The sequence below is a fragment of the Microbacterium sp. XT11 genome, assembly GCF_001513675.1.
GTDB lineage: Bacteria > Actinomycetota > Actinomycetes > Actinomycetales > Microbacteriaceae > Microbacterium.
The window spans coordinates 2,134,248-2,158,207 of sequence record NZ_CP013859.1; the positions used below are offsets into that span (position 1 = coordinate 2,134,248).

Here is a 23,960-nt window from a genome sequence, read left to right on the forward strand (position 1 = left end):
GCGCGCGGCATCCGTACCCATACGCTGGGAGCATGCTGCTGAGCCTGTCGAACGCCCCCCGCGACTACGCCTGGGGCTCCACCACTCTTCTCGCCGAACTCGAAGGTCGCGCGCCGGCCGATGGCCCCGAGGCCGAGGTGTGGTTCGGCGACCACCCGGGCGACCCCGCCGACGTGGCGGGAGACGGAACCCTGGATGCGGTGACGGGCGGCACGCTGCCGTACCTGTTGAAGCTGCTCGCCGCGGCGTCGCCGCTGTCGATCCAGGTGCACCCCACCATCGAACAGGCCCGTGACGGGTGGGCGCGCGAGGCGCACCTCCCGCTCGACGATCCGCAGCGGAACTACCGTGACGACAACCACAAGCCGGAGCTGATCGTGGCGCTGAGCGAGCGCTTCGAGTCGCTGAGCGGTCTTCGCCCCGTGCCGCGCACGCTCGAGTTGCTCGCACGGCTCGGCGGCTCGGAGGGCGTGGCAGCGCTCCGCACCCGCCTCGAGGCGACAGGCGACGTGCTGCGCGACACCATCGCGTGGGTGCTGTCAGGAGACGCGCAGGCCGAGGTCGACGACGTGATCGCGGCCGTCCGCGACGCGGCGCCCGGCGAGCAGGGTGAATGGGGCGATACCCTCCGTGCCGTGGGGGGCATCGCCGACACGTACCCCGGCGACCCCGGTGTCGTGGTGGCGCTCCTCATGAACCACCTCGTGCTGCGGCGCGGCGAGGGCGTGTTCCTGCGTGCGGGCCTGCTGCACGCGTATGTCTCGGGGCTCGGCGTCGAGATCATGGCGGCGAGCGACAACGTGCTCCGAGGCGGACTGACGCCCAAGCGCATCGACGTGCCGGAGCTGCTGTCGATCCTCGACACGACGCCGGGGGAGGTGCCGGTGCTCCGGCCGTCGTCGGACGGCGCCGTGACCGAGTACCCCGTCGAGGTGCCCGACTTCTCGCTGCGGCGCGTCACGCTCGACGGCGAACCTGTGCATGTGGCGCTCGCGGGGCCCACCATGGTGCTCGCCACCGGCGGCCATGTGTCTGTCTCGGGTGCGGACGCCGAGACGCGTGAAGTGCGCGTCGGCACGGCCGCCTTCGCGACAGCCGACGAGGGGGCTCTCACGCTCACGGGTGTGGGTGAGGCCTTCGTCGCCGCCCCCGGCGGCTCGTCGACGCCTCGCTCGTGATTCGCATGTCCGCCGGGTGCGACACGCCGATGCATCACGAAGAACCTTAAAGAGGCGCTTGAGGGTTTACGATCCGCGACTTGACCGAGGGGAATCACAAGGGTGTAATTAGTTGTGCACGGCCCGCCGGGGGGCGGAACAGGGTTGGAGGGATCGAAATGACGGGATACCGTTCAGACGTACCGGAGAACTGGTTCGTCGATCCGATCAACCTCGGCGTCCCCGGGGTGCGCAGGGTCGACCCTGAGGGTGACAACGCGCTGGCATGGCAGAGCGACGCACTGTGCGCGCAGACCGACCCGGAGGCCTTCTTCCCCGAGAAGGGCGGATCGACCCGCGACGCCAAGCGCATCTGCACGGCCTGCGACGTCCGAGGCGAGTGCCTGGAATACGCCCTGGCGAACGATGAGCGCTTCGGCATCTGGGGCGGCCTGTCCGAGCGCGAGCGCCGCAAGCTCAAGCGCCGCGCCAGCTGAGCGCACCGACGGATGCGATGAACAGCCGCTTCGGGGCCACGCCGCATCCACTGCTCTCTGGCCCGGTCTGCCGCGCATAGGCTGGCCACGTCATGCCAGCCCGAGTTCATGCCATCATCGTCGCGCGCCCCGGAGCATCCGCCCGCGCGCAGCTGCTCCGCACTCTGGATGCCCTGCGCTCTCAGACGAGGCCGGTGGATGCCGTCACCCTCGTGGTGTGCGGTGACGCGGCGTCTGCGCGAGACAGTGAAGCCGTGAAGGGCGCCGTCGAGGGGATCATCGAAGCCAGGGGGAGCACCTCCTTCGCTGAGGCGGTCGAGCTCGGACGGTCGCGCGTCGAGGCGGGGAGCGCCGTGTGGCTGCTCGCGCATGACACGGCGCCGCACCCGCGCGCGCTCGAACGGCTCGTCGGCGGGCTGGAGCGGTTCCCGTCCGCTGCGATCATCGCCCCCAAGCTGGTGCAGTCCGACGACGACCGCGAGATCGCGTCCCTCGGGGTGAGCATGACTCGGCTCCGCCCCCCCGTCGAACTGGCGGCGGGCGAACTCGACCAGGGGCAGCACGACGGCCGTGACGACGCGCTCGGCTCCGATATCCGAGGCGTGCTCATCCGCGCGGAGCTGACCGAGGCGCTGCGTCCCGACCCGGCCCTCGCGGGCGCGGACGAGGGCCTCGACCTCGGCGTCCGTGCGCGTCTGGGAGGGGGACGGGTGGTGCTCGTCCCCTCCGCACGGGTCTCGGTGTCGCCCGACGGGCCGGCCGCGCTTCCGGCAGGTGCGAGCAGGAGGGCATACGCCACGCGTACCGCTCAGCTGCACCGCCGGCTCGCGTACGCGCCGGCGTTCGCGCTGCCGCTGCACTGGCTCTCCCTCCTTCCGCTCGCGCTGTGGCGATCGATCACGCATCTCATCGGCAAGCGGCCCGAGGCCGTCGCTCCGGAGTGGGGCGCCGCACTGACGGCGATGGCCCGATTCGGAGCCGTCGCACGCTCACGCCGCACACTCAAGGCGTTCCGCACCATGAGCTGGGCCAGCATCGCGCCGCTGCGGGTGACGAGGGGCGAGCTGCGTCGTCGGCTCGACGACGGTCACGGCAGCGAGGGCGGCGCGCTGAGCGAGCTCCGCTTCTTCTCCGGCGGAGGAGCCTGGGCTGTGCTGGCCGCGCTCGTCGTCAGCGTCGCGGCGTTCACGGCGCTCCTCGCCTGGCCGGTTCTCTGGGGAGGGGCACTGCTCCCGCTGCGGACCACCGTGGCGGCGCTCTGGGCCGACGCGACGTGGGGCCTGCGCGGCGTCGGGGTGCATGTGGTCGGCCCGGCCGATCCCTTCGCGGGCGTGATCGCTGTGCTGGGCTCGCTGTGGCCGGGCGCTCCGTCGTTCTCGCTCGTGCTGCTGTGGATCCTCGCCCTTCCGCTCGCGGTGCTCGGCGGATGGTTCGCCGCGACGCGCGTGACCGACCGCGCCGGGCTCCGCATCTTCGCCGGCGTCGTGTGGGCGCTGGCCCCGACGTTCCTCACCGCGCTCGTCGACGGTCGTCCGACCGGGGTGCTCGTGCACCTCCTGCTGCCGTGGCTGTTCCACTCGGCGGTCGTCGCACACCGGTCGTGGGGCGCTGCCGGGGCGGCTTCGCTCGCCTTCGCCGCCGTCACGGCCTGTGCGCCGTCGCTGGCCCCCGCTCTTCTCCTGCTCTGGATGATCGCGCTCGGCATCACGCTGGCGAGAGCACGGTTCCGCGGCGCCGTGCGCCTGCTCTGGCTTCCGGTGCCCGCGGTCGCGCTGTTCTTGCCGCTCGTCGTGTGGCAGCTCGCCCACGGCAGCGTCGCCGCGCTGCTCGGCGATCCGGGATTCATCTGGGCCGGCCCTCAGGCGAGCGCCGACCCGACGGGCCGCCTGGCCCTCGCGACCGGTTTCCCGACGTCGGACTTCGCGCACTGGGCGACGGTCGTCGGGGGCCCGATCGGCTCGTGGGCAGGGATGCTGCTCGCCCCCCTCGGCCTCCTCGCCCTCGCGTCGGCCGTCGCACCGCGATGGCGGGCGGGCGTGACGCTGCTCGTGGTGGCCGTGAGCGGCCTGACGACGGCGTTCCTCGCGGTGGGCGTCACCGTCTCCTTCGCCCAGGGCACGCCGGTCGCGATCTGGCCGGGCGCCGCGCTCAGCCTGGCCTGGATCGGCGTCGTCGGAGCCGCCCTCGTCACCCTCGACACCATGCTCACGGTGCCGCGGGTGCGCGTGCTGAGCGCGACGATCGCTGCGGTCGCCGTGGTGGTCTGCGCCGGTCCCGCACTCGCCGCATTCCACGGAAAGTACTCTCAACTCACCGACGGTCCGGAGTCGACGCTCCCGGCGTACGTCGCGGCGGAGGCCAGGGCCGATCGCCCCGTCGGCACCCTCGTGCTCACTCCGCGACCGGACGGAGCGCTCGCGCTCGACGTCGTGTGGGGGGCGAGCGAGACCCTCGGGGCTCAGTCCACGCTGCTGTCCACCGCCACCCGTCCGCAGGGCGAGGACATCACGACACTGTCGGTGGACCTGCTGTCTTCGCGTGACTTCGATGCCGCCGCTCGTCTCGGCGAGGTCGGGATCGGGTACGTGCTGCTCGCGAACGGCACGGACGACGAGGGCGACCGCGCGCGGTCGCTGCGCACGTCGGCGGTGACGGCTCTGAACCAGCGACCCGGGTTCGTGCAGGCGGGCAAGACCGATCGCGGAGTTCTCTGGCGGATCGAGCAGGAGGCGGCGGAGCCCGAAGGACTCACCGCGGGCCAGCACGCCACGTCCCGACTCGTGTCGACCGTGCAGCTGGTGATCCTGGTGGCCGCCCTGCTGCTGTCCATCCCGACGCGCGCGTCGCGGCGAGCGGCTCGTTCCCGTTCTCGCATCGTCGGCAGGGCGCCGGAGGAGCCGCTCGTGCTGCCGCGCCACCACGACGAGGACGACGAGGCGATCGTGCGCGATCGTGTCGCCGACGGCACGGGCGCAGAAGGCACGGGGGCCGACGGCACGGGCGGCGGGACGGGCGCAGACGGGACGGGCGCCGGCGAGGCTGCCCTCGCGGGGAGCGCCGGTGACGACGCGCAGGCCCCGGCGTCGGCGGCACGCCATGACACGACGAGCGGAACGGAGGACGTCCGATGACCGCCACACGCACACGCGCGGTGCGCGTCGCCGCGACCAGCGCACGGGTGCTCACGGGGGCGGTCGTCGCGGCCGCGTGCGTCGCGGGCACCGTCGTCGCGCTCGCCGCCCCGCTGCCCGGCATCTCGCACCAGCCCGCGCAGGCGGTGGTCACTCCGCCACCAGGCGACACGGTGCTCGTATGCAACGGGGACTTCCGCGCACTCGGCCGAGACGTCGCGTCGCCCTTGCAGATGCAGTCGGCCGAAGCTCCGAGACTGACGGTGGGGCAGTCCGACGGCGAGCCCGAGACCACGACGCTCCAGGTGCCCGACATGCCCGGCGCCGGGCAGGTGCGGCGCCTCACCGCCGTCACCGAGGGCCGCGACGCGCCGCTGCTCGCAGCGACCGAGTCGCTGTCGCTCGGGGCCGCCGACCTCACCGGCTTCGCCGCGGCGCCGTGTCGTGAGGCGCGCACGGAGTCGTGGCTCGTCGGAGGCTCGGTGCAGACGGGCGCCGAAGACGTCATCGTGCTCAGCAACCCGGGGGCCGTGCCCGCAACCGTCACGCTCACGGTCTTCGGCGCGACGCGGGGCGCCAGCACGTCGATCGTCCCGGCAGGCACCCAGGTGGCACTGCCGCTGACGTCGATCGCCGCGGGTGCGACGGCGCCGGTCATCAAGGTCTCCGCCACGGGCGCCCCGGTGCGCGCCGTGCTGCAGTCGTCACTCACGCGCACGCTCGATCCGGTCGGAGTGGACCTCCAGGACGCCGTGTCCGGCCCGCAGCAGCACCCGGTGATCCCGGGCGTGCAGGTGTTCGAGGAGGAGGGGGACAGCTCGACGGCGGCGATCGTCCGTCTGCTCTCACCGGATGCCGACACCTCCGCACTCATCACGGTGCGCGCCGTCGGCCAGACGGCCGCCGCCACGACATTCCCCGTCGATCTCGCCGCAGGGCAGCCGTTGGAGGTGTCGCTCGCGGACCTCGCGCCGGGGAGCTACACCGTCTACGTCGACGCTGACCTTCCCGTGCTCGCAGGCTTCCGCGAGGAGGACGGAGCCGGCCCTGGTTCCGACTTCGCCTGGGCCCTGCCGGCACCGGAGATCGCGGATGATGTGCTGGTCGCGGTCCCCGCCGGACCGTCCGCTGCTCTTCATCTGGTGAACGACGAAGACGACGACGCCGTCGTCACCGTCGCACCGGCCGACGGCGACGGCACGGCTCAGAAGGTCACCGTTCCCGCCGGATCGTCGGCATCGGTCGTGGTGCAGCCGAGGAGCGTCGTGTCCGTGTCCGCCTCGGGGCCCGTGCATGCGGCGGTGGCGATGACCGCGGAGGGTGCGCTGGCCGTCTGGCCGGTGTGGCCGGCAGCGGGTGCCGAGAAGAGCATCACGGTCTACCCGTGAGCCGGTGAACCGCGCGGAGCGGATCGCTCAGGCGTCAGTGATCGTGACCGAGGTCCCACGGTTCCCGGCCGACGTACTCGGCGGCGGCGCGGAACACCGCGCTCTCCACGGCCATGCGGCGATGCGCGCCGTCGTCGTGCCCCGGCGGGAGCAGCCGCTCGATCGGAAGCCGGAACAGCACGATGCGTGCGTTGTCGCGGTCGATGTACCAGCGCGGCACCTCGTCTCCCGAGTCGAAGGCCGGCATGGCGCCGATCTCGAACCGCACGTCCTCGAGCTCGGGCCATGTGCCGCGCAGGAACTCTACCGCAGTGCCCACCGCGAGGTCGAAGCGGTCGATGCGGCCGTCCAACGGCGCGAGCGGAGGCCGGACGACCTCGCTGCGTCCCAGGCGCCCGTGCCTGCCGTGGCGCGCACCGCGACGGGGCGCGGGGGTGGTGCGGGGAGCGCGTCGGCGATGCATGCTCAGAGTCTACGGCGACGCGGGGCCGCGTCGGCGCGGCATCCGCTCGGGAGGCGGCCCCGGTCGTAGCCTGGCGGAGATGGACGGAAGATTGTGCTCGAAGGTCGGCTGCGCGCGCGAGGCCGTGGCCACGCTCACCTACGACTACGGCGATCAGATGGCGGCTCTGGGACCCCTCGGACTGTCGGGTCAGCCGAACGCGCACGACCTGTGCGCCCCGCATGCGGACCGGCTCTCCGTGCCCGCCGGCTGGCTCGTCGTGCGGCACGAGGCGCTGCGCGCCTGACTTGTGACACGCGCGCCGGCGTGTGCGCAGGCGGGAAACACATCTGGATAAGCTGACTCCGGATGCGCCAGGGCGGCGCGGCCGGAAAGGCAGCCGTGATCATCTGGCGTCGCTGGATCTTCCCCCTCCTTCTCGTCCTGGTGTTCGGCGCGTGCGCCGCCGCGCTCGTGAAGATCGCCTTCTTCCCCGATCGCAGCGAAGCTGTGGTGAGCCCCGAGGCGTCGATCGCCGATCCCGTGATCGCGGTGGAGCGCGGCTCGGTCGTCAACGCGCTCACACTCAGTGGCAACATCGCGCGGGACGAGGCGTACCCCGTGCGGGGAGAGGTCAACGGCACGGTGACCGCTGTGCACGTGACCGAGGGCGCGACGGTCGCCGCGGGCCAGAAGCTCTTCACGATCGCACAGGACGATCCGAAGAAGAACATCGACGTCGTGGCCCCCGAGGCCGGTGACGTCTCGGAGATCGCCGTGGTCAAGGGGCAGGCCGCGAACGTCGGACTCGAGCTCTACACGCTCACCCCGGCCCGCTACCACCTGCTCGCGACCGTCGAGCCGGTGCAGCTGTACCGGCTGGTGAACGCTCCCTCCGAGGCGTCCGTCACGATCACCGGCGGACCGGCGCCCTTCACGTGCACCGGAGTGCGCGTGCAGGTGAGCGCGGAGGGGACCGCGAGCGTCCGCTGCGCCATCCCCGCCGATCAGGTGGTGTTCGCCGGTCTCCCCGCCTCGGTGGATCTCGCCCTCGGGCAGGTGGAGGATGCTCTCGTGATCCCGGTCACGGCGGTGCAGGGCGGCGCCGGGTCGGGGAAGGTCTGGGTGGATGCCGGAGACGGGGCCGACCCCGAGGAGCGCGAGGTCGCGCTGGGGGTGAACGACGGGACCATGGTCGAGGTCGTGTCCGGCCTCGACGAAGGTGAGTCGATCAGGCAGTTCGTCCCCGGTTTCGTCGCCCCGGTCGAGGAGAACTGCTACGAGGTGTCGCCGGGCGTGGTGCAGTGCGACAGCGGGATGAGCTGGTGACGCTGGTCGCGCTGCAGGACGTCACCAAGAGCGTCCTGCTGGCCGACGACTCCCGTCTCGAGATCCTCAGAGGCATCACCCTCGAGGTCGGGGCCGGCGACCACGTCTCCATCGTCGGCCGCTCCGGTTCGGGCAAGTCCACGCTGCTGAACATCCTGGGGATGCTGGATGCGCCGACCAGCGGGTCGGTCGCCTTCGAGGGACGCGAGGTCCGGCGCATGCGCGCCGGCCGCCTCGACCGCCTCCGCGGAGACAACGTCGGCTTCGTGTTCCAGCAGTTCAATCTGCTCCCCGGGCGCACCGCGCTCGACAACGTGATGATGCCGCTCGGCCATGCCAAGGGTCGCCTGTTCTGGAACCGCCGGGAGATCGCCGCCGACATGCTCGAGCGGGTCGGGCTGGGGCACCGCGTCGACCAGATCGCCGATCGGCTGTCCGGCGGCGAGCAGCAGCGCGTCGCGATCGCCAGGGCGCTGGTGCGCAAGCCCGTGCTGATCCTCGCCGACGAGCCCACCGGTGCGCTCGACATCGACACCGGGGCCGCCGTCATGGCGCTGCTCGACGAGGTGGCGACCGAGACCGACGCGGCGCTCGTGACGATCACGCACGACCTGCATGTGGCTGCCCGGGCTCGACGGCACTACCGCCTCGACGCCGGGGTGCTCGCGCCCGCGGATCTCAGCCGCGCATTCGAGGCGTCGACGCTGGCATCTCCCGCCCCCGCGGCTGCTGCTTCCGCGGCCGCGGCAGCACCTCCTGCCCCCGCGGCTGCTGCTTCCGCGGCTGCGGCAGATGCGTCCGTGCCGGTGGCAGGAGAGGGGGTGGGCTCGTGACCGCCGTTCTCGGAGCCCTCGCCGACGCCTGGGCGGAGATCCGCGTGCACAAGCTGCGCGTGCTGCTCAGCCTCATCGGCATCGCCGTCTCCGTGGCGGCGCTCACCGCCGTGGTCGCACTCTCGGAGTACCAGCGTCAGTTCCAGGCCGAGCAGTCCGATCGCTGGGGAGGGCGTGCGGCGACGCTGGTCATCGGCATCAGCACCGACGACGGCAGCCCCGTTGACGTCGACGACTTCGGCGCCCGCTTCAGCCGCGTGACGGAGCGTTTCGACTTCAGCCACACCGCGCGCATCGTGCAGGGCATCATGCTCCCTGTGCAGCTGCCTGACGGCGTGGTGCAGGTCAATGCGCGCGTCGTCGATCCGAGCTACTCGCAGATCCATCGCGAGAAGCTCCTCGACGGCCGGTGGTTCCGCGACGCCGATGCGGAGGCGTTGGCGCCGCCTGTCGTGATCACCGAGGCGCTCTGGGAGCGTCTGGGCCGGGTGCCGCTGGCTCAGCATCCGACGCTGGCGATGACGGGAGACGCCGGCGGCACCTACCAGATCGTCGGCGTGGTGCCGAAGCAGGGGTACGGTGACGAGGAGCTTCGCGTCGACCTCCTCTTCGATGCCTATCGAGCGCGCGTCGACGCGCTTCCGGAGGGCTCGTACCCGCAGTACGAGATCTGGGTCGGTCAGGACAGGGTCGACGAGATCGCACCCGTACTCGCGATGGATCTGCGCGCGGGCCTGCCCGCAGGGCAGAGCGTCTCGGTGAGCCGCTCCGACTGGGCGGCGCAGCCGGGGGCCCTGGACTCGATGGCCACCTTCGAGATGATCACCGGAGGCATCGCCGCACTGATCCTGGCGCTCGGTGCGCTGAGCCTCGTGAACATCCAACTCGTGGCCATGCGGCAGCGCGTGCGCGAGATCGGCGTGCGCCGCGCCTTCGGCGCGACCGCAGGCCGGATCTTCGTCTCGGTGCTGCTCGAGAGCCTCGTGGCGACCACCGTCGCCGGCCTCATCGGCATCGCGATCGTCGTGGCCGTGCTGCGCTCCGAGTGGGTGGTCACCACGATGTTCTACGGCATCCAGGACATCCCGCCGTTCCCGATGCGCGCCGCGCTCACCGGTCTCATCGCGTCGATCGTGGTGGGGGCGGTCGCCGGGTTCGTCCCCGCGCTCGTCGCCCTGCGGGTCAAGGTCATCGACGCCATCCGCTTCTGACGAGAACGGACCCCGCTGATGGAAGAATGGGGGGATGCCTGAGCTCGAGTACCGCGTCGCCGATCTGTCCCTCGCCGAAGCCGGCCGCCACCAGCTGCGACTCGCCGAGAACGAGATGCCGGGGCTCATGGCGCTCCGGGAGGAGTTCGCCTCCTCGCAGCCGCTGAAGGGCGCGCGGATCGCCGGTTCGCTGCACATGACCGTGCAGACGGCCGTGCTGATCGAGACGCTCACGGCACTCGGCGCCGAGGTGCGCTGGGCGAGCTGCAACATCTTCTCCACGCAGGACGAGGCCGCCGCGGCGGTCGTCGTCGGGCCGGCCGGAACCCAGGACGATCCTGCCGGCGTCCCGGTCTTCGCCTGGAAGGGCGAGACGCTGGAGGAGTACTGGGACTGCACGGCCCGCATCTTCGACTGGTCGTCGTCCGGGTTCGCCGGCCCCAACCTCATCCTCGACGACGGAGGCGACGCCACCCTGCTGGTGCACAAGGGCGTCGCATTCGAGAAGGCGGGCGTCGTGCCGGACGCGGCGGAGTCCGATTCACACGAGTACTCCGTCATCCTCGACGTGCTGCGGCGCTCTCTCGCCGACGCGCCCGACCGCTGGACGCGCGTTGCAGCCGGTCTCATCGGGGTGACCGAGGAGACCACGACCGGAGTGCACCGGCTCTACGAGCTCGCGGCATCCGGAGATCTGCTCTTCCCCGCCATCAACGTCAACGACTCGGTCACCAAGAGCAAGTTCGACAACAAGTACGGCATCCGGCACTCTCTTCCCGACGGCCTGAACCGGGCGACCGACGTCCTCATCGGCGGCAAGGTGGCGTTCGTGTGCGGCTACGGCGACGTGGGCAAGGGCGCCGCGGAGGCGCTGCGCGGGCAGGGGGCCCGCGTCATCGTCAGCGAGGTCGACCCGATCTGCGCGCTGCAGGCGGCCATGGACGGGTTCCAGGTGGCGCGCCTCATCGATGTCGCGGGCGAGGTCGACATCGTGGTCACCGGCACGGGCAACCGCGACGTCGTCACGACCGAGCACCTCCTCGCGCTCAAGCACCTCGCGATCGTCGCCAACGTCGGGCACTTCGACAACGAGATCGACATGGCGGGGCTGGAATCGCTCGACGGCGCCGAGAAGGTCGAGATCAAGCCCCAGGTGCACGAGTGGCGTCTGCCGAACGGCCGGAGCGTGCTGGTGCTGAGCGAGGGCCGCCTCATGAACCTCGGCAACGCCACGGGGCACCCGTCGTTCGTGATGAGCGCGTCGTTCACGAACCAGGTGCTCGCCCAGCTCGAGCTCTACACGAACACCGACGCATACCCGGTCGGGGTCTACACGCTCCCGAAGGCGCTCGACGAGAAGGTCGCACGTCTGCATCTCGACGCCCTCGGCGTGCAGCTGACGCAGCTCACCCCGGAGCAGGCGGCCTATATCGGCGTCCCCGTCGACGGCCCGTACAAGCTCGACCACTACCGCTACTGACGCGGCGCGGCTCACACGCCGACGCGGCGTCCGGTCAGTCGTTCCGCACGGCGGTCGGCGTTCTCGAGCGCCCTGCGCTCCCGTTCGCGGCGGAGCACCGTCACGCCGATGAGCACCGCCTCGGGCGGCGCGGCAGGCACCGGTGCGACGAACGCGGACACCTCGTTCAGCAGGTCCTGCGCCACCCGGGCTCGGGCGGCCGGGACCATGCGCGGAGCACTCTGCAGGAACTGGGAGATCCGTCGTGCGAGGCGGTCGGGAAGCCTGGCCACGTCTGCGACCTGCGCCCACTCCGCGAGCATGGGAGGCAACACCGGTTCCGCCGAGTGGAGCTTCGGTGTCCGCACCCGCTGACTGTACGTCCCCGCGACCATGTCCCCCAGGCGCTGCGAGCGCGCGGAGAAGGCGCCGGCGAGCACGGCGATGCCCCCGACGGTGAGGTAGATCTCGAGCACACCGACGAGGGCGCGGATGAACGCGTGCCGGAAGCCCGCCGCGCCGCCGTCGATCCGTACGATGCGCCCGCCGATTGCGAGCTTGCCCAGACTGCGGCCCTTGGTCGCGACCTCGACGGTGAGGGGGAGCACGACGAAGCTGACGATCATCGCGAGGATCGACGCGATCCTGTCCGTGGCCTCGTCGAGCAACCCGAGGTCGGAGAGCCAGAGGCGGAGGAGGATCCACAGCACGAAGACGACGATGCTCAGGAGCATGTCGATGAGGGCGCCCGCCGCGCGGAGGATGAACCCGACCGGCTGCACGTCGATCGCGACGGCCTCACCGGAGAGCACCTCGTCGGTCGTATCGAGCGGCGCGGACATGAGTACAGTAAATCAGGTGGATGCCGATGCGTTGACCGATGCGCGCCGGGCCGAATGGGAACGGCTCGACACGCTGAGCCGCGCATCGCTGGACGGCGCAGGCGTCGACGAGCTGATCGTCCGCTACCGCGCGGCATCCGCCGATCTCGCCGAGCTCAAGACCTCCGTCGGCGAGTCGCCGCAGAGCGCCTATCTCTCGACGATCCTCGTCCGGGCGCGCCTCCGGCTCACGGGCGCGTCCGACAATGTGCTCACCCTCGTCCCGCGCTTCTTCGCGCGTCAGCTGCCCGCCGCGCTGTACCGGCTGCGCTGGACCACGCTCGTCGTGGCGCTGGCGTTCATCGCCATCGCGGTGGGCTCGGCGGCGTGGATCGCGAGCAACCCCGAACTGGTGGCGACCCTGGGCGAGCCGGCCGATCTCGAGCAGTACGCCGACGAGAGCTTCACCGCGTACTACACCGAGAACCCGGCTGCGGTGTTCATGGGGATGGTGTGGCTCAACAACTTCTGGATCGCGATGCAGTGCGTGCTCTTCGGGATCACCGGGATCTGGCCTGTCTACGCGCTCGTGCAGAACGCCATGGGGCTGGGTGTGTCCGGCGCCGTCATGGCCGTGCACGACCGCGTCGACGTGATGGTGCTGTACATCCTCCCGCACGGCATGCTGGAGCTGACGTGCATCTTCGTCGCCTGCGCCGCGGGCCTGCACCTCTTCTGGTCCTGGGTGGCGCCGGGCGATCGCTCGAGAGCCGAGTCGCTCGCCGCAGAGGGACGGGCTCTCGCAACCGTCGCCATCGGACTCGTCTTCGCGCTGTTCGTGGCCGGGCTCATCGAGGGCTTCGTCACCGGATGGTCGCTGCCATGGCCGGTCAAGATCGGCATCGGCGCGGCAGCGCTCGCCGCGTTCCTCATCTACATGCTCGTGATCGGCGGCCGTGCCGCGCGTCGCGGGGAGACCGGTGATCTCGTGGAGTACGAGGCGGGGACGCCGCGGCTCGTCGCGGGCTGACGTCGCGGCCGTCGCCGAGCGCGCGGGGAGGCGGAGCCCGCCGGCTACAGGCGACCGGCGGCCTTGAGCTCCAGGTAGCGATCGGCGATGCGCGGCGGCAGGGATTCGGGATCGGCCGCGATGGCTTCTCCACCCGCTCGACGGATCGCGTCCGCGACGTTCTCGGCGTCGCGCAGGGTCCGCTCCGCGGCAGCAGCGAGGTAGACCTCTTCCCGCGAACCGCGCTGCTGCGCCAGGAGCGCGATGCCGTCGTCGGTCACCGAGCCGACGAGGATGGAGGTCGCACGCGACGCATCGGGGAAGGCGCCGAGGAACCCGCGGGCGGACTCGGCGGCGTCCTGGGCTGTGAGCACCACGATCAGCGACGGTCGCGTCGTGAGTGTCCGCACCGCGGCGAAGGCGCCGTGCCAGTCGGTGTCGACGAGTGTGGCGTGCACGGGTGCCATGGCATCGGTGATCGCAGGCAGGAGTCCTGCGCCGTCGACGCCGGTCACCCGCGCGCGTACGACACGGTCGTACATCAGCAGGTGCACGTGATCTCCGGCTCGCGATGCGAGGGCCGACAGCAGCAGAGCTGCCTCGAGCGACGCGTCGAGCCGGGTGCCGTCGCCGACACGGGCGGCTGCCGTGCGGCCGGTGTCGATGATGATGACGACGTGCCTGTCGCGCTCCGGGCGCCAGGTGCGTAGCATCGTCGTTCCCGCTCGGGCGGTCGCGCGCCAGTCGATGGAGCGCACGTCGTCGCCGCGCACGTACTCGCGGAGCGAATCGAACTCGGTGCCCTGACCGCGCACCTGGATGCTCGTGTTGCCGTCGAGCTCGCGCAGGCGCGCGAGGCGCGAGGGCAGGTGCTTGCGCGATGTGAACGCCGGCAGCACTCGCAGGGCGCCCCGGACGCGGTGGACCGCCTGCCGACCGGCGAGGCCGAGGGGACCGCGAGACCGGATGACCACGAACTCGCTGGAGAGCTCCCCGCGGCGCCGGGGGAGGAGCGGGATGTCGACGCGGCGCCGCTCGCCCTGGGGCACGATCAGCCGCGGCCGATCCGCCGGCGCACCGGCCGTGGGCTGCCATGCGTCGCGGAGCTCAGCGTGCAGCGTGCGCGTTCCGAGGTTGTGCAGTGCGACGCTCACCGGAACCGGCTCTCCGATCCGCGCCCTCGTCGGCACCCGGCGGCTCACCGCGACGCGACGCGGGCTCGGGGCGAGCAGGACGTCGAGCGCGACGAGCGCGGCGCACAGCGCGACCCATATGCCGAACACCGCATACGGCGGGAAGCCCGCGAGCCCGGTGAGCACAAGCGGGATGACGCCGATGCCGACGGCGACGCTGAGGCGGCCCGTGACGAACACCTAGATCGGCACCCTGGTCTGCTGCACGACCGAGGTGAGGACGGCATCCGCCGACACGCCCTCCATCTGCGCGTCGGGGCGCAGCTGCAGGCGGTGACGCCACACCGGGACGAGCATGGTCTGCACGTGGTCGGGGGTCACGGCGCTGGAGGCGTTGAGCCATGCCCACGCCTTCGCGGCCGCGAGGAGGGCCGTAGAGGCCCGCGGGCTCGCTCCGAGCTCGACCGACGGGGACTGGCGCGTGGCCCTGGCCAGGTCGACCACGTACCCGAGCACATCATCGGTCACGTCGACGTGGGACGCCGAGGCCTGCGCGGCGCGGATCTCCTCGGCCGTCACCGCTGCGGTGACGCCCGTGAGCTCCCGAGGGGAGAAGCCCGATGCGTGCCGGCGGAGCACCGACACCTCGGCGTCGCGCTCCGGCATGCCGACGACGAGCTTCATGAGGAAGCGGTCGAGCTGCGCCTCGGGCAGGGAGTACGTCCCCTCGTGCTCGATCGGGTTCTGCGTCGCCGCGACCAGGAAGGGGTCGGGCAGCGGCCGGCTCGTGCCGTCAGCCGAAACCTGGCGCTCCTCCATCGCCTCCAGCAGGGCGGCCTGGGTCTTCGGCGGAGTGCGGTTGATCTCGTCCGCGAGCAGGATGTTGGTGAACACGGGACCGTCGCGGAAGTCGAACTCCCCTGAGCGCGCGTCGTACACCAGTGATCCCGTCACGTCGCCGGGCATGAGGTCGGGGGTGAACTGCACACGCTTGGTGTCGAGCCCCAGAGCACGGGCGAAGGATCGCACCACGAGCGTCTTGGCGACGCCAGGCACGCCCTCCAGGAGCACATGTCCTCGCGCCAGCAGCGACACCAGCAGGCCCGTGACGGTTCCGGCCTGGCCCACCACGGCCTTGTCCACCTCGGCTCTGACTCTCAGCATCGCCTGCCGGAGCTGTGCGTCGTCGTAGGTCTCAGCTGTCACGTGCGGTCCTCGGCTTCCATGTCGGTGTTGCTGGGGGAGTTCACGGCTCGCTCCTTGCTCCGCGCATCGCCTCGTCGACGGCCGTCTCGAGGTCGGCCAGGCGGCGTGCGAACTCCACCAGAGCGGCATCGTCGTCGGGGAGACCCGCGCTCAAGAGGATCTGGAGCGAGCCGCGCGGGATGCGCAGGCGATCGGCGGCCGCGGCGGGCACCTCGTCCGTGGATGCGCGTTCGGCCAGGCCGAGCCGCCGCGCGAGGCGGCGTCTGCTTCCGTCGCGCAGGGCGTCGGCCGCGTGCGCGGCATCCGCCGCCCGCGCGGTCAGGCGTGCGCGGCCGAGCATGGTCTCCGACGCGCGGACGGTCACGGGCAGGGTCTCGGAGACGAGGGGTCCGAAACGGCGGCCCCGCCAGAAGGCGGCCGCCGCCCCCGAGAGCATCAGCAGGAGGATGGCCGGCGTGACCCACGCTGGAGTCAGGTCTCCCAGGGTCTCGGGTGTCGCGGCCTCGATGTCGGAGTCGTCGTAGGACGGGACGTACCAGACCACCCGCCCGGTCTGACCGAGCAGCGCGAGGGCGAGGGCGGCGTTGCCGTCCTCGGCCAGGTACGCGTTGCTGAACAGACGGGAGCCGTCGACCACGGAGGTGCGCACACCATCGCGTTCTGCGACGAGGACGGCAGCGGAGTCGCCATCGCCGAAGCAGCCCTCGACGCCGTCGGCGGGGACGAACCACCTGTCGGGGCGGATGGTGCCGACCTGCGCGAACTCCGGCACGCCGCAGCCCGGACCCACCGGCGCGGAGGTGCCGACGCCGCTCGTCCCGATCTCGAGCGTACTGAGGAGGTGCGCACCGGAGGAGAGGAAGACGATGCGCTGCGCGGGCTCCACCAGCTGTTCGAGAGCCTCGTCGGTCAATGTGTAGGGGTTCGTCATGACCAGCGTGTCGTCATCGCCGAGGGCCGCTTCGGCTTCCGTCCGCGATCGGTACACCGAGACCTCGGTGCCGTGGTCGCGCAGGATCTCGGCCAACGCCATCGCTCCCGAATCGCCGACGCCCTCCGGGTCGAGCGTGCCCCGGTCTGCGGGAGGACTCACGCCGGCTCGTGCCGCGACGATGACGCCTCCGACCACCACTGCGGCGACGAGGGCCCACCCCGCCAGGGAACGAAGGCGCCTGCGCGTGGGAGGGCGTTCGGCCGTCGACGAGTCGGCCGCCGGGGACGAGTCGGCCGCCGGGGACGGTGCTGCTGTCGGCGGATCTGCCGGGTGCGCCGTTCTCGCGGTGGGCGTCATGCCGGCACGACCTCGAGCCGGAGCGCGGCGAGGCGATCGTCGGTGGCCGCGAGCTGGGCGTAGCTCTCGGCCGTGGAAGGGTGTCGCAGGTAACGCACGTCGTCGAAGGCCACGGCGGCCGATCGCACGGCGGCGGCCTCAGCAGGGAACACGCTGCCGACCTCGCGGGCGATGGCCTGCGCGGTCGCGCCGGGAGCCGGATCGATGAGGTCCCTCTCCCACAGGCCTCGTGCCACTGCGCGGAAACGGAGGATGGTCGCGCTGTCCCAGTCGCCCGCTCGCGCGCTGCGCTCGGCGTCTGCCCGCAGCTCGGCCGCCGTACGGTCGTCGTCGGCGCCGAGCAGATCGGAGCGAGGAGCCCGCACGGTGCGCGGTGCGCGCGGGCGCCCCCAGATGAGGAGAGCGGTCACGAGCGCAGCCGCGATGATGACGCACACCACGATGAGCGCCACCGGTCCCACGTTCGCACCGCCGTCGCTGCTGAAGAGATCGCCGAGGAATCGGAGCACGTCTCGGGCGAAGAGGTCGAACCACGTCGGCTTCGCGTCGGCGTACCTCGGGTCGGAGAGCTCCCGCTCAGCCCAGCGTCTCGCCTCGTCGCCGTCCGGGACGAAGACGTCGTCGAACCGCAGGATCATGCGTGCCCTTCGCTGCCCGCGCCTGGCGCGGTCCATGGGGCGCCGTCGTCGACGCCGCCGTTCGGCTGCTGTTCCTGTGTCGCCGGGGCGGGCGGCAACGGCGGCACGGGAGGAACGCCCGTCGGCGCGGGATGCTGCTGCGGCGCCGCATCGTAGGTCGGCGCGGGGCGCTGCGGCGCGGGGTACATCGGTGTCGCGCCGTAGGGCTGGGGAGCGCCGTAGGGCTGGGGAGCGCCGTAGGGCTGGGGAGCGCCGTAGGGCTGGGGGGCGCTGTAGGGCGGAGCGCCGTACGGCTGAGCCGCGAACTGCGGTGCGCCGTACGACGGACCGGCCGGCTGCGGCCGTGCGGCCGTGACGGCGCGCGCGGGGTCGACGGCATAGGGGTCGCCGAGCTGCTCCTCGGGAGCGCCGAGGTCGCGCCGCTCAACATAGGAGATGAGCGACTGGTCGAGCCCTTCGTAGCGCATGCGGCAGTCGAGATAGACGAGCACGCCGCCCGTGCTCTGCACGACCACCGAGATCGCCTGGATGACGAGGAGGAACACCTGGGGCGCCAGGATCGCGAAGAGGTACGACACGATCGCCCCGGGTTCGGGGGCTCCTGTCGGCGCGATCACGGATCCGAGCAGGGCGCTGATGAGCGCGACCGGGATGCCGACTACCTGCATCGCGAGTCCCATGATCACGCCGATGAGCGCGGTCACGCCGAAGGCGACCCAGAAGCGTCCGCGGGTCAGCCGCCAGGAGCGCACGAGGGCGTCACGGAGCGTCGCCCTCTCGAGGACGAGGATCGAGGGGACGAGGAGCAGCTTGGTCGACAACCAGACCACGAGCGGGATGCTGCCGAGCGCGAGGAGCAGCACCAGGATGACGACGAGCCCGATGAGCTCGGCTGAGCCGCCGAGTCCGCCGGCGACGAAGGCCGCGACGATGGCGAACATCACGACGACGATGCCGAAGATCAGCAGCATGAACAGCAGCGAGAAGCCGACCAGGCGCCAGAACGCCGGAGCCATCCGACGCCACAGCATGCCCAGCGGCGCCTTCACGCCGATCGCGGCATAGCCGACCTCCGCGGCGACGACCCCCTGCATGAGCGCGGTGAACGCGACGGAAGCGAGGCCTACGGCGATGCCGGCCAGGAGGTTCATCCCGAGCGTGCCGGCGAAGATCGCTTCGAAGTCGGGGGAGGAGGGGGAGACCGTGCTCAGGCGCGTGAAGGTGGTGACGAAGACGAATCCCATCACTGTGGCGCTGACGACGATCACCACGAGCTGCACGACGACCCCGAAGCCGAACAGCACCTTGGGGTTGTGCCGGAGCGCCGCGAACGACCTCCCCAGGAGCATCCCGAAGGTCAGCGGGTGAAGAGGGATGATCCCCTTCTTCGGCGCAGGTGTCCAGGTCTGGCCAGTCACAGGCACTCCCTCCTCGTGCGCTCCCCATCGTGTCACAAGACATGCTGGTCACGCAGACATGAGCGGGCATAACCGGGTGCCATAAGGTAACTGTTATGACCTCACGCATTCTTGTGGTCGACGACGACACCGCGCTCGCGGAGATGATCGGCATCGTGCTCCGGACAGAGGGCTTCGAGCCGGTGTTCTGCGCCGACGGTGCGCGAGCCGTGGAGGAGTGGCGCACGCAGCGGCCCGATCTCGTGTTGCTCGATCTGATGCTTCCGGGCATGGACGGGATCGAGATCTGCACGCGCATCCGTGCCGAGTCCGGGGTGCCGGTGATCATGCTGACGGCCCGCAGCGACACCGCCGATGTCGTCCGCGGGCTCGAGGTCGGCGCGGACGACTACATCGTCAAGCCCTTCAACCCCAAGGAGCTCGTAGCCCGCATCAGGACGCGGCTGCGGCCCGCGCCCCAGCCGGTCGCGGAGCAGCTGCGCGTCGGCGACCTCACTGTCGACGTCGACGCTCATGAGGTGCGGCGCGGAGACACACCGATCGCGCTCACCCCGCTCGAGTTCCAGCTGCTCGTCGCCCTGGCGTCGAAGCCGCAGCAGGTCTTCTCCCGGGAGATGCTTCTCGAGCAGGTGTGGGGGTACCACTACAAGGCCGACACGCGTCTCGTGAACGTGCACGTGCAGCGGCTCCGCGCCAAGGTCGAGCTCGATCCCGACAATCCCAAGATCGTCACCACCGTGCGCGGTGTGGGCTACCGTGCGGGGAGTGTGAGCTAGGCGAGATGGCGGCATCCGGGGCCGCCACGACAGCGGCGGCCGTGCTGCGGGACTGGCGCAGCTGGCCCGCGTCGTTCGCTGCGCTCTGGAAGCGCTCGCTCCGCTTCCGCACGGTGTCGATAACGCTGCTGCTGACGTCGCTCGCGATCTTCGTGACCTGCGTGACGATGGCGCTGGTGATCCAGAACGATCTGTTCGAGTCGCGCAAGAACGAGGCGCTCGACGACGCGCTCCGGGCGATCGATCAAGCGCAGAGCACGCTGGACTCGGCGGACGTCGGGGATGACCCCGGTGCACTCTCCGAACTGTGGGACAGCATCCAGGTCGATCTCGGCCGCAACTCCACGGCGGAGGGGCTGGCGGGCATGGGGATCGAGCCGGCGACGGATGCCGGGGGCACACGGCTCAACGGCTTCACCGCAGGACTCAGCGCGAATCTCATCTCGTCGGCGCTGCAGAACCGTGTGGTGCAGCGGGGTGACTGGCAGTCGTGGCAGTCCGTGGCCCTGAACATCGGAGGCCGGGAGGTCCCCGGCATCATCGTGGGGCAGCAGCTCGTCGTCCCGGAGGCCGGCGCATTCGCGGTGTACTTCTCGTACGATTTCGCCGACGCCGATCAGACGCTCGGGTTCGTGCAGCGCACGCTGTGGATCGCCGGACTCGGTCTGGTCGCCATCGTCGCAGCCATCTCGTACGTCGTGCTCCGCTCCGTCTCGGCACCGATCGTCGAGGCGGCGGAGACGAGCGCCCGCCTCGCATCCGGGGATCTGGGCGTGCGCATCCGCGTGCACGGGGAGGACGAGCTGGCCACCCTCGGCCACTCGTTCAACGCGATGGCCGACAGCATCGAAGCGCAGATCAAGGAGCTCGGCGAGCTCTCGCTCGTGCAGCAGCGCTTCGTGTCCGATGTCTCGCACGAGCTCCGGACGCCGCTGACGACCATCCGCCTCGCCGCCGACATGCTCAACGACCAGCGCGAGGAGTTCGACCCCGTCACCGCGCGCACGACGGAACTCCTGCACGCGCAGGTGCAGCGGTTCGAGACGCTGCTCTCCGATCTGCTCGAGATCAGCCGCTACGACGCTGGTTCGGTGCAGTTGGAGCTCGAGCCGACGAGCCTGGCGCACCTCGCCGAGGACATCATCGAGCAGATGCGCCCCTTGGCGGAGGGGCGCGGCACCGAGCTGCGCCTCGTCGCCCCGGGCGGCTACTCGCCCGTCGACATGGATCCTCGGCGGGTGCGCCGGATCCTCCGCAATCTCGTGGGCAACGCGATCGAACACGGCGAGGGGAAGCCCATCGTCATCACGGTCGACAGCAACCAGCACGCGGTCGCGGTGGGCGTGCACGACTCGGGCATGGGGATGAGTCCCGAGGACACCGAGCGCGTGTTCGACCGCTTCTGGCGCGCCGACCCCTCGCGTCAACGCACCATCGGGGGAACCGGCCTCGGACTCTCGATCGCGCTCGGCGACGCGGCGCTGCACGGTGGGACGCTCGGCGTCTGGTCTCAGCTGGGGGTGGGCACGAACTTCGTGCTGACGCTGCCGCGACGCGACGGAGTCATCACGGGGGAGTCGCCGGTCCCTCTCGAACCGGCCGAGCCGCTCGCCGACCTCGGCAACGCGACGCAGCCCATCCAGCTCGCCGAGATCCCGCCGGAGCTGTTCGACGAGGGGAGCCTTTCATGACCGCGCCTCGTGCCATCCGCGCGCTCGCGCTGGGGATGGTCGCGCTCGTACTGGCCGCGTGCAGCGGTCTTCCCACGAGCGGGGACGCCCAGCCGGGCAAGCCGCTCGGCGCGTCGCCGGACGACCCCGACTTCCTCCCTCTCGCATCCGGGCCCATCAAGGACGGCAGCCCGTCGGACATCGTCGAGGGCTTCATCGAGGCCGCCATCACCCCTGCCGACAACTGGGCCACGGCCAAGAAGTTCCTCACTCCGGAGTTCGCGGAGTCCTGGCGTCCGGCTGCGGGCGTGCTCGTGGATGTCAGCGCGCAGTCCCGCGACGTGTCGTCCACGGTGGATGACGACGCCTCGTCGCGCGATGGCGACACAGCCGAGGTCGAGGTGAAGATCGATCAGCTCGCGAGCATCGACGACTCCGGCGCGTACTCGGAGGCGCGGGGGACGTCGACGCTCGCGTTCGTGGTCGTGAAGACGGACGGGCAGTGGCGGATCTCGGAGGCACCCGACGGAGTCGTCATCGACGAATCACGGTTCTCCCGCGTGTACGACGACTACCCGCTCCAGTACTTCGACCAGACATGGGAGCGCCTCGTACCCGACGTCCGCTGGTTCCCCCGCCGCCCCGCCACCATCGCGACCACCATCACGCAGTCGCTGATCGGCACCGGGCCGAGCGCCTGGTTGGAGCCGGCGGTCCAGAGCGCGTTCCCGGCGGATGTGCGGCTCGCGCGCGATGCCGTCCCCATCGACCCCGATCAGGTCGCCGACGTCGCGCTCAACCGCGCGGCGCTGACGGTCGACGAGCGCACGCTGTCGCGCATGCGCACCCAACTGCAGGCGACGCTCGAGGCCTCCGGCGTGCACGTCAGCCAAGTGCGGTTCACCGTCGACGGCCGCACGCTCGAAGCGGGCATCGTGAAGCTGGTGGAAGAGCCGCAGGATGCGGGGAGCATCGTGCTGAAGGACGGTGCGTTCGGAACGCTCGTCGGACGCGAGATCACGCCGATCCCCGCGGTCACCGATGACATCCTCGGCCTCCCGCAGCCCGTCGTGTCGATCGACGTCGCGGCCGACGACTCCGCCGCCGCCGTGAAGCTCGCCGACGGCGCGGTCTACCTCGCGGGCGACGGGCGGGTCGACAGGCTCGACGATCGTCCCGGGCTCGTGAAGCCGTCGCTGGATCCGTACGGCTATGTCTGGTCGGTGCCGGCGCACGCGCCCTCCGCGCTTCTCGCCATCGGCCCCGACGTCGTCAGCCACGGCGTCGGCGGAGCGTGGCCGAATGCCGTTGAGGTGTCGAGCATCCGCGTCTCGGCCGACGGAGCGCGGATCGCGGCCGTCGTCGAGATGGGGGCGGAGCGCTGGGTGGTGGTGTCGGCGGTGATCCGTGACGCCGACGGCACGCCGACGCAGCTCGGCCCGTTGAAGCAGGTCACTCAGCTCGACGGTCCGGCGTCCGGCCTGGTGTGGCTGGGCTCCGACCGTCTCGGGATCCTGACCGAGCTCGACGGAGCCGTCGTGCGCACGCAGATCGTGGGGGGCACCGGAGACGACGGCTCGGCTCCCGCCGGCTCGGTCGCGATCGCGGGATCGCGCTCGGAGATGGGGGCGAAGGTGCTGGCGGCCGACGGCGCGCTCTTCTCACGCAGCGGTGCGGCGTGGCGGCAGGCAGCGACGGGTGTGCAGGTGCTGGCCACGCGCGCCGGGCACTGACCTTCGGGATCGCCGCACATCTCCTGCACACACCGGGGCTTGCGCCGTGGTCTGCACAGGTGCCGGGCGCTCGTGGAGATGGCGCGACCGGCGTCCCCGCTGCGCTGGGAGCATCGCTGCATGCGCATCCCTGAGCAGCTCCGCGACATCGCCGATGAACTCATCTCCCTCGTGCTCGCCGCACCGTGCTCGGGATGCGGTGCGGTGGGGACCGTCCTGTGCGCCTCGTGCCGCTCGGCCCTGGAGCCTGCTCCCGTGGAAGTCACGACACCGGGCGGGCTCGGAGTCCGGGCCGCGCTGTCGTACGAGGGGGTCGCCGCACGGTGCATCAGGCGCCTCAAGGGCGACGGCGAGACGATGCTCGTCCGGCCGCTGGGAGACGCTCTGCGGGCCGTCGCCGAGCCGCACCTGAGAGGCGCGCTCGCCGTCCCCGTCCCCACCAGCCGGAGATCGTTCCGCCGTCGCGGCTACCGCGTGCCGGAGCTTCTCCTCCGGCGCGCCGGGGCGACGCCGCTCCGGGCGTTGCGGGCGATCGGCCCTCATGTCGATCAGCGCGGTCTCGGTGTCGCCGAGCGTGCCGCCAACGTGCGTCATCGCATGCGCGCGCGAGGCGCCGGTGACGGCCGCGCCGTCGTCGTGGTCGACGACGTCGTCACCACGGGGGCGACGCTCGACGAAGCAGCCAGGGCGCTGCGCGCCGCCGGTTATGACGTGCGATGCGGCATCGCCCTCGCCGCGACGCCGAGGCACAGCATCCCCTGAAGCGATGCTCGGGAGACACGGAGCAATTCAGTCGTGACAACGGCGGGCGACCGGAC

The 23,960-nt window shown here is 71.3% G+C and carries 21 protein-coding genes; 14 read left to right on the forward strand and 7 right to left on the reverse strand.

The features are described from left to right. Positions 1–32 precede the first annotated feature (32 nt). The 4 genes from manA to AB663_RS09880 all read left to right on the forward strand — a co-directional run bounded on the left by manA (position 33) and on the right by AB663_RS09880 (position 6,173). The gene (manA, locus tag AB663_RS09865) at positions 33–1,178 is read left to right on the forward strand and encodes a mannose-6-phosphate isomerase, class I (protein ID WP_067198461.1); all 1,146 of its coding nucleotides are present in this window, start codon (positions 33–35) and stop codon (positions 1,176–1,178) included. A 158-nt stretch (positions 1,179–1,336) separates the two neighbouring features. Further along, complete coding sequence (locus AB663_RS09870) at positions 1,337–1,654, forward strand: WhiB family transcriptional regulator (RefSeq protein WP_083511196.1); 318 nt, start codon at positions 1,337–1,339, stop codon at positions 1,652–1,654. Positions 1,655–1,746: 92 nt separating this feature from the next. Further along, positions 1,747–4,785, forward strand: a complete 3,039-nt coding sequence (locus AB663_RS09875; RefSeq protein WP_198147852.1) for a glycosyltransferase — start codon at positions 1,747–1,749, stop codon at positions 4,783–4,785. Next, a complete protein-coding gene (locus AB663_RS09880; protein ID WP_067198463.1) occupies positions 4,782–6,173 on the forward strand; it encodes a DUF5719 family protein in 1,392 nt (463 codons plus the stop codon). The genes AB663_RS09875 and AB663_RS09880 overlap by 4 nt, the downstream gene beginning before the upstream one ends. A gap of 34 nt (positions 6,174–6,207) precedes the next feature. Here the strand turns inward: AB663_RS09880 and AB663_RS09885 are convergent, their stop codons facing one another. After that, positions 6,208–6,636, reverse strand: a complete 429-nt coding sequence (locus tag AB663_RS09885; RefSeq protein ID WP_232304521.1) for a metallopeptidase family protein — start codon at positions 6,634–6,636, stop codon at positions 6,208–6,210. Positions 6,637–6,715: 79 nt separating this feature from the next. Here AB663_RS09885 and AB663_RS09890 point away from each other — a divergent pair, with 79 nt between their 5' ends. From AB663_RS09890 to ahcY, 5 genes are all read left to right on the forward strand, one after another. Further along, positions 6,716–6,922 carry a DUF3499 family protein gene (locus AB663_RS09890; RefSeq protein WP_067198466.1) on the forward strand — a complete coding sequence of 69 codons (207 nt, stop codon included), beginning with the start codon at positions 6,716–6,718 and terminating at the stop codon, positions 6,920–6,922. A 62-nt stretch (positions 6,923–6,984) separates the two neighbouring features. Continuing rightward, entirely contained in the window at positions 6,985–7,944 is a 960-nt protein-coding gene (locus tag AB663_RS09895) for an efflux RND transporter periplasmic adaptor subunit (protein ID WP_232304522.1), read from the forward strand. Next, a complete protein-coding gene (locus tag AB663_RS09900) occupies positions 7,941–8,777 on the forward strand; it encodes an ABC transporter ATP-binding protein (protein WP_083511197.1) in 837 nt (278 codons plus the stop codon). Before AB663_RS09895 ends, AB663_RS09900 begins: the two co-directional genes overlap by 4 nt. Continuing rightward, positions 8,774–9,988 carry an ABC transporter permease gene (locus tag AB663_RS09905; protein WP_067198468.1) on the forward strand — a complete coding sequence of 405 codons (1,215 nt, stop codon included), beginning with the start codon at positions 8,774–8,776 and terminating at the stop codon, positions 9,986–9,988. The genes AB663_RS09900 and AB663_RS09905 overlap by 4 nt, the downstream gene beginning before the upstream one ends. Before the next feature lie 34 nt (positions 9,989–10,022). Next, entirely contained in the window at positions 10,023–11,468 is a 1,446-nt protein-coding gene (ahcY, locus tag AB663_RS09910) for an adenosylhomocysteinase (protein ID WP_067198470.1), read from the forward strand. Between the two features lie 11 nt (positions 11,469–11,479). Here the strand turns inward: ahcY and AB663_RS09915 are convergent, their stop codons facing one another. Next, entirely contained in the window at positions 11,480–12,289 is an 810-nt protein-coding gene (locus AB663_RS09915; protein ID WP_067198472.1) for an RDD family protein, read from the reverse strand. 16 nt (positions 12,290–12,305) lie between these two features. Between AB663_RS09915 and AB663_RS09920 the strand changes: the two genes are divergently transcribed. Then, positions 12,306–13,298 (forward strand): stage II sporulation protein M, encoded by a 993-nt coding sequence (locus tag AB663_RS09920; RefSeq protein ID WP_067198474.1) that lies wholly within the window; start codon positions 12,306–12,308, stop codon positions 13,296–13,298. 44 nt (positions 13,299–13,342) lie between these two features. Here AB663_RS09920 and AB663_RS09925 read toward each other — a convergent pair whose 3' ends face one another. The 5 genes from AB663_RS09925 to AB663_RS17675 all read right to left on the reverse strand — a co-directional run bounded on the left by AB663_RS09925 (position 13,343) and on the right by AB663_RS17675 (position 18,963). Continuing rightward, the gene (locus AB663_RS09925; protein WP_067198476.1) at positions 13,343–14,650 is read right to left on the reverse strand and encodes a DUF58 domain-containing protein; all 1,308 of its coding nucleotides are present in this window, start codon (positions 14,648–14,650) and stop codon (positions 13,343–13,345) included. Further along, on the reverse strand, positions 14,651–15,574 hold the full coding sequence (locus AB663_RS09930; protein ID WP_232304687.1) for an AAA family ATPase: 924 nt from the start codon (positions 15,572–15,574) through the stop codon (positions 14,651–14,653). It lies immediately after the preceding gene. Between the two features lie 82 nt (positions 15,575–15,656). Continuing rightward, positions 15,657–16,709: a DUF4350 domain-containing protein gene (locus AB663_RS09935; RefSeq protein ID WP_198147854.1), complete on the reverse strand. Its 1,053-nt coding sequence runs from the start codon at positions 16,707–16,709 to the stop codon at positions 15,657–15,659. Between the two features lie 194 nt (positions 16,710–16,903). Then, on the reverse strand, positions 16,904–17,545 hold the full coding sequence (locus AB663_RS09940) for a DUF4129 domain-containing protein (RefSeq protein ID WP_067198482.1): 642 nt from the start codon (positions 17,543–17,545) through the stop codon (positions 16,904–16,906). Then, positions 17,542–18,963, reverse strand: a complete 1,422-nt coding sequence (locus AB663_RS17675; protein ID WP_067198484.1) for a hypothetical protein — start codon at positions 18,961–18,963, stop codon at positions 17,542–17,544. The genes AB663_RS09940 and AB663_RS17675 overlap by 4 nt, the downstream gene beginning before the upstream one ends. 95 nt (positions 18,964–19,058) lie before the next feature. Between AB663_RS17675 and mtrA the strand changes: the two genes are divergently transcribed. From mtrA to AB663_RS09965, 4 genes are all read left to right on the forward strand, one after another. After that, the gene (gene mtrA / locus AB663_RS09950) at positions 19,059–19,739 is read left to right on the forward strand and encodes an MtrAB system response regulator MtrA (RefSeq protein WP_067198487.1); all 681 of its coding nucleotides are present in this window, start codon (positions 19,059–19,061) and stop codon (positions 19,737–19,739) included. 5 nt (positions 19,740–19,744) lie between these two features. Beyond that, positions 19,745–21,430: an MtrAB system histidine kinase MtrB gene (gene mtrB, locus AB663_RS09955; RefSeq protein WP_067198489.1), complete on the forward strand. Its 1,686-nt coding sequence runs from the start codon at positions 19,745–19,747 to the stop codon at positions 21,428–21,430. Further along, a complete protein-coding gene (locus tag AB663_RS09960; RefSeq protein WP_083511199.1) occupies positions 21,427–23,142 on the forward strand; it encodes an LpqB family beta-propeller domain-containing protein in 1,716 nt (571 codons plus the stop codon). Before mtrB ends, AB663_RS09960 begins: the two co-directional genes overlap by 4 nt. 120 nt (positions 23,143–23,262) lie before the next feature. Beyond that, the gene (locus tag AB663_RS09965) at positions 23,263–23,904 is read left to right on the forward strand and encodes a ComF family protein (RefSeq protein ID WP_067202571.1); all 642 of its coding nucleotides are present in this window, start codon (positions 23,263–23,265) and stop codon (positions 23,902–23,904) included. Positions 23,905–23,960 lie beyond the last annotated feature (56 nt).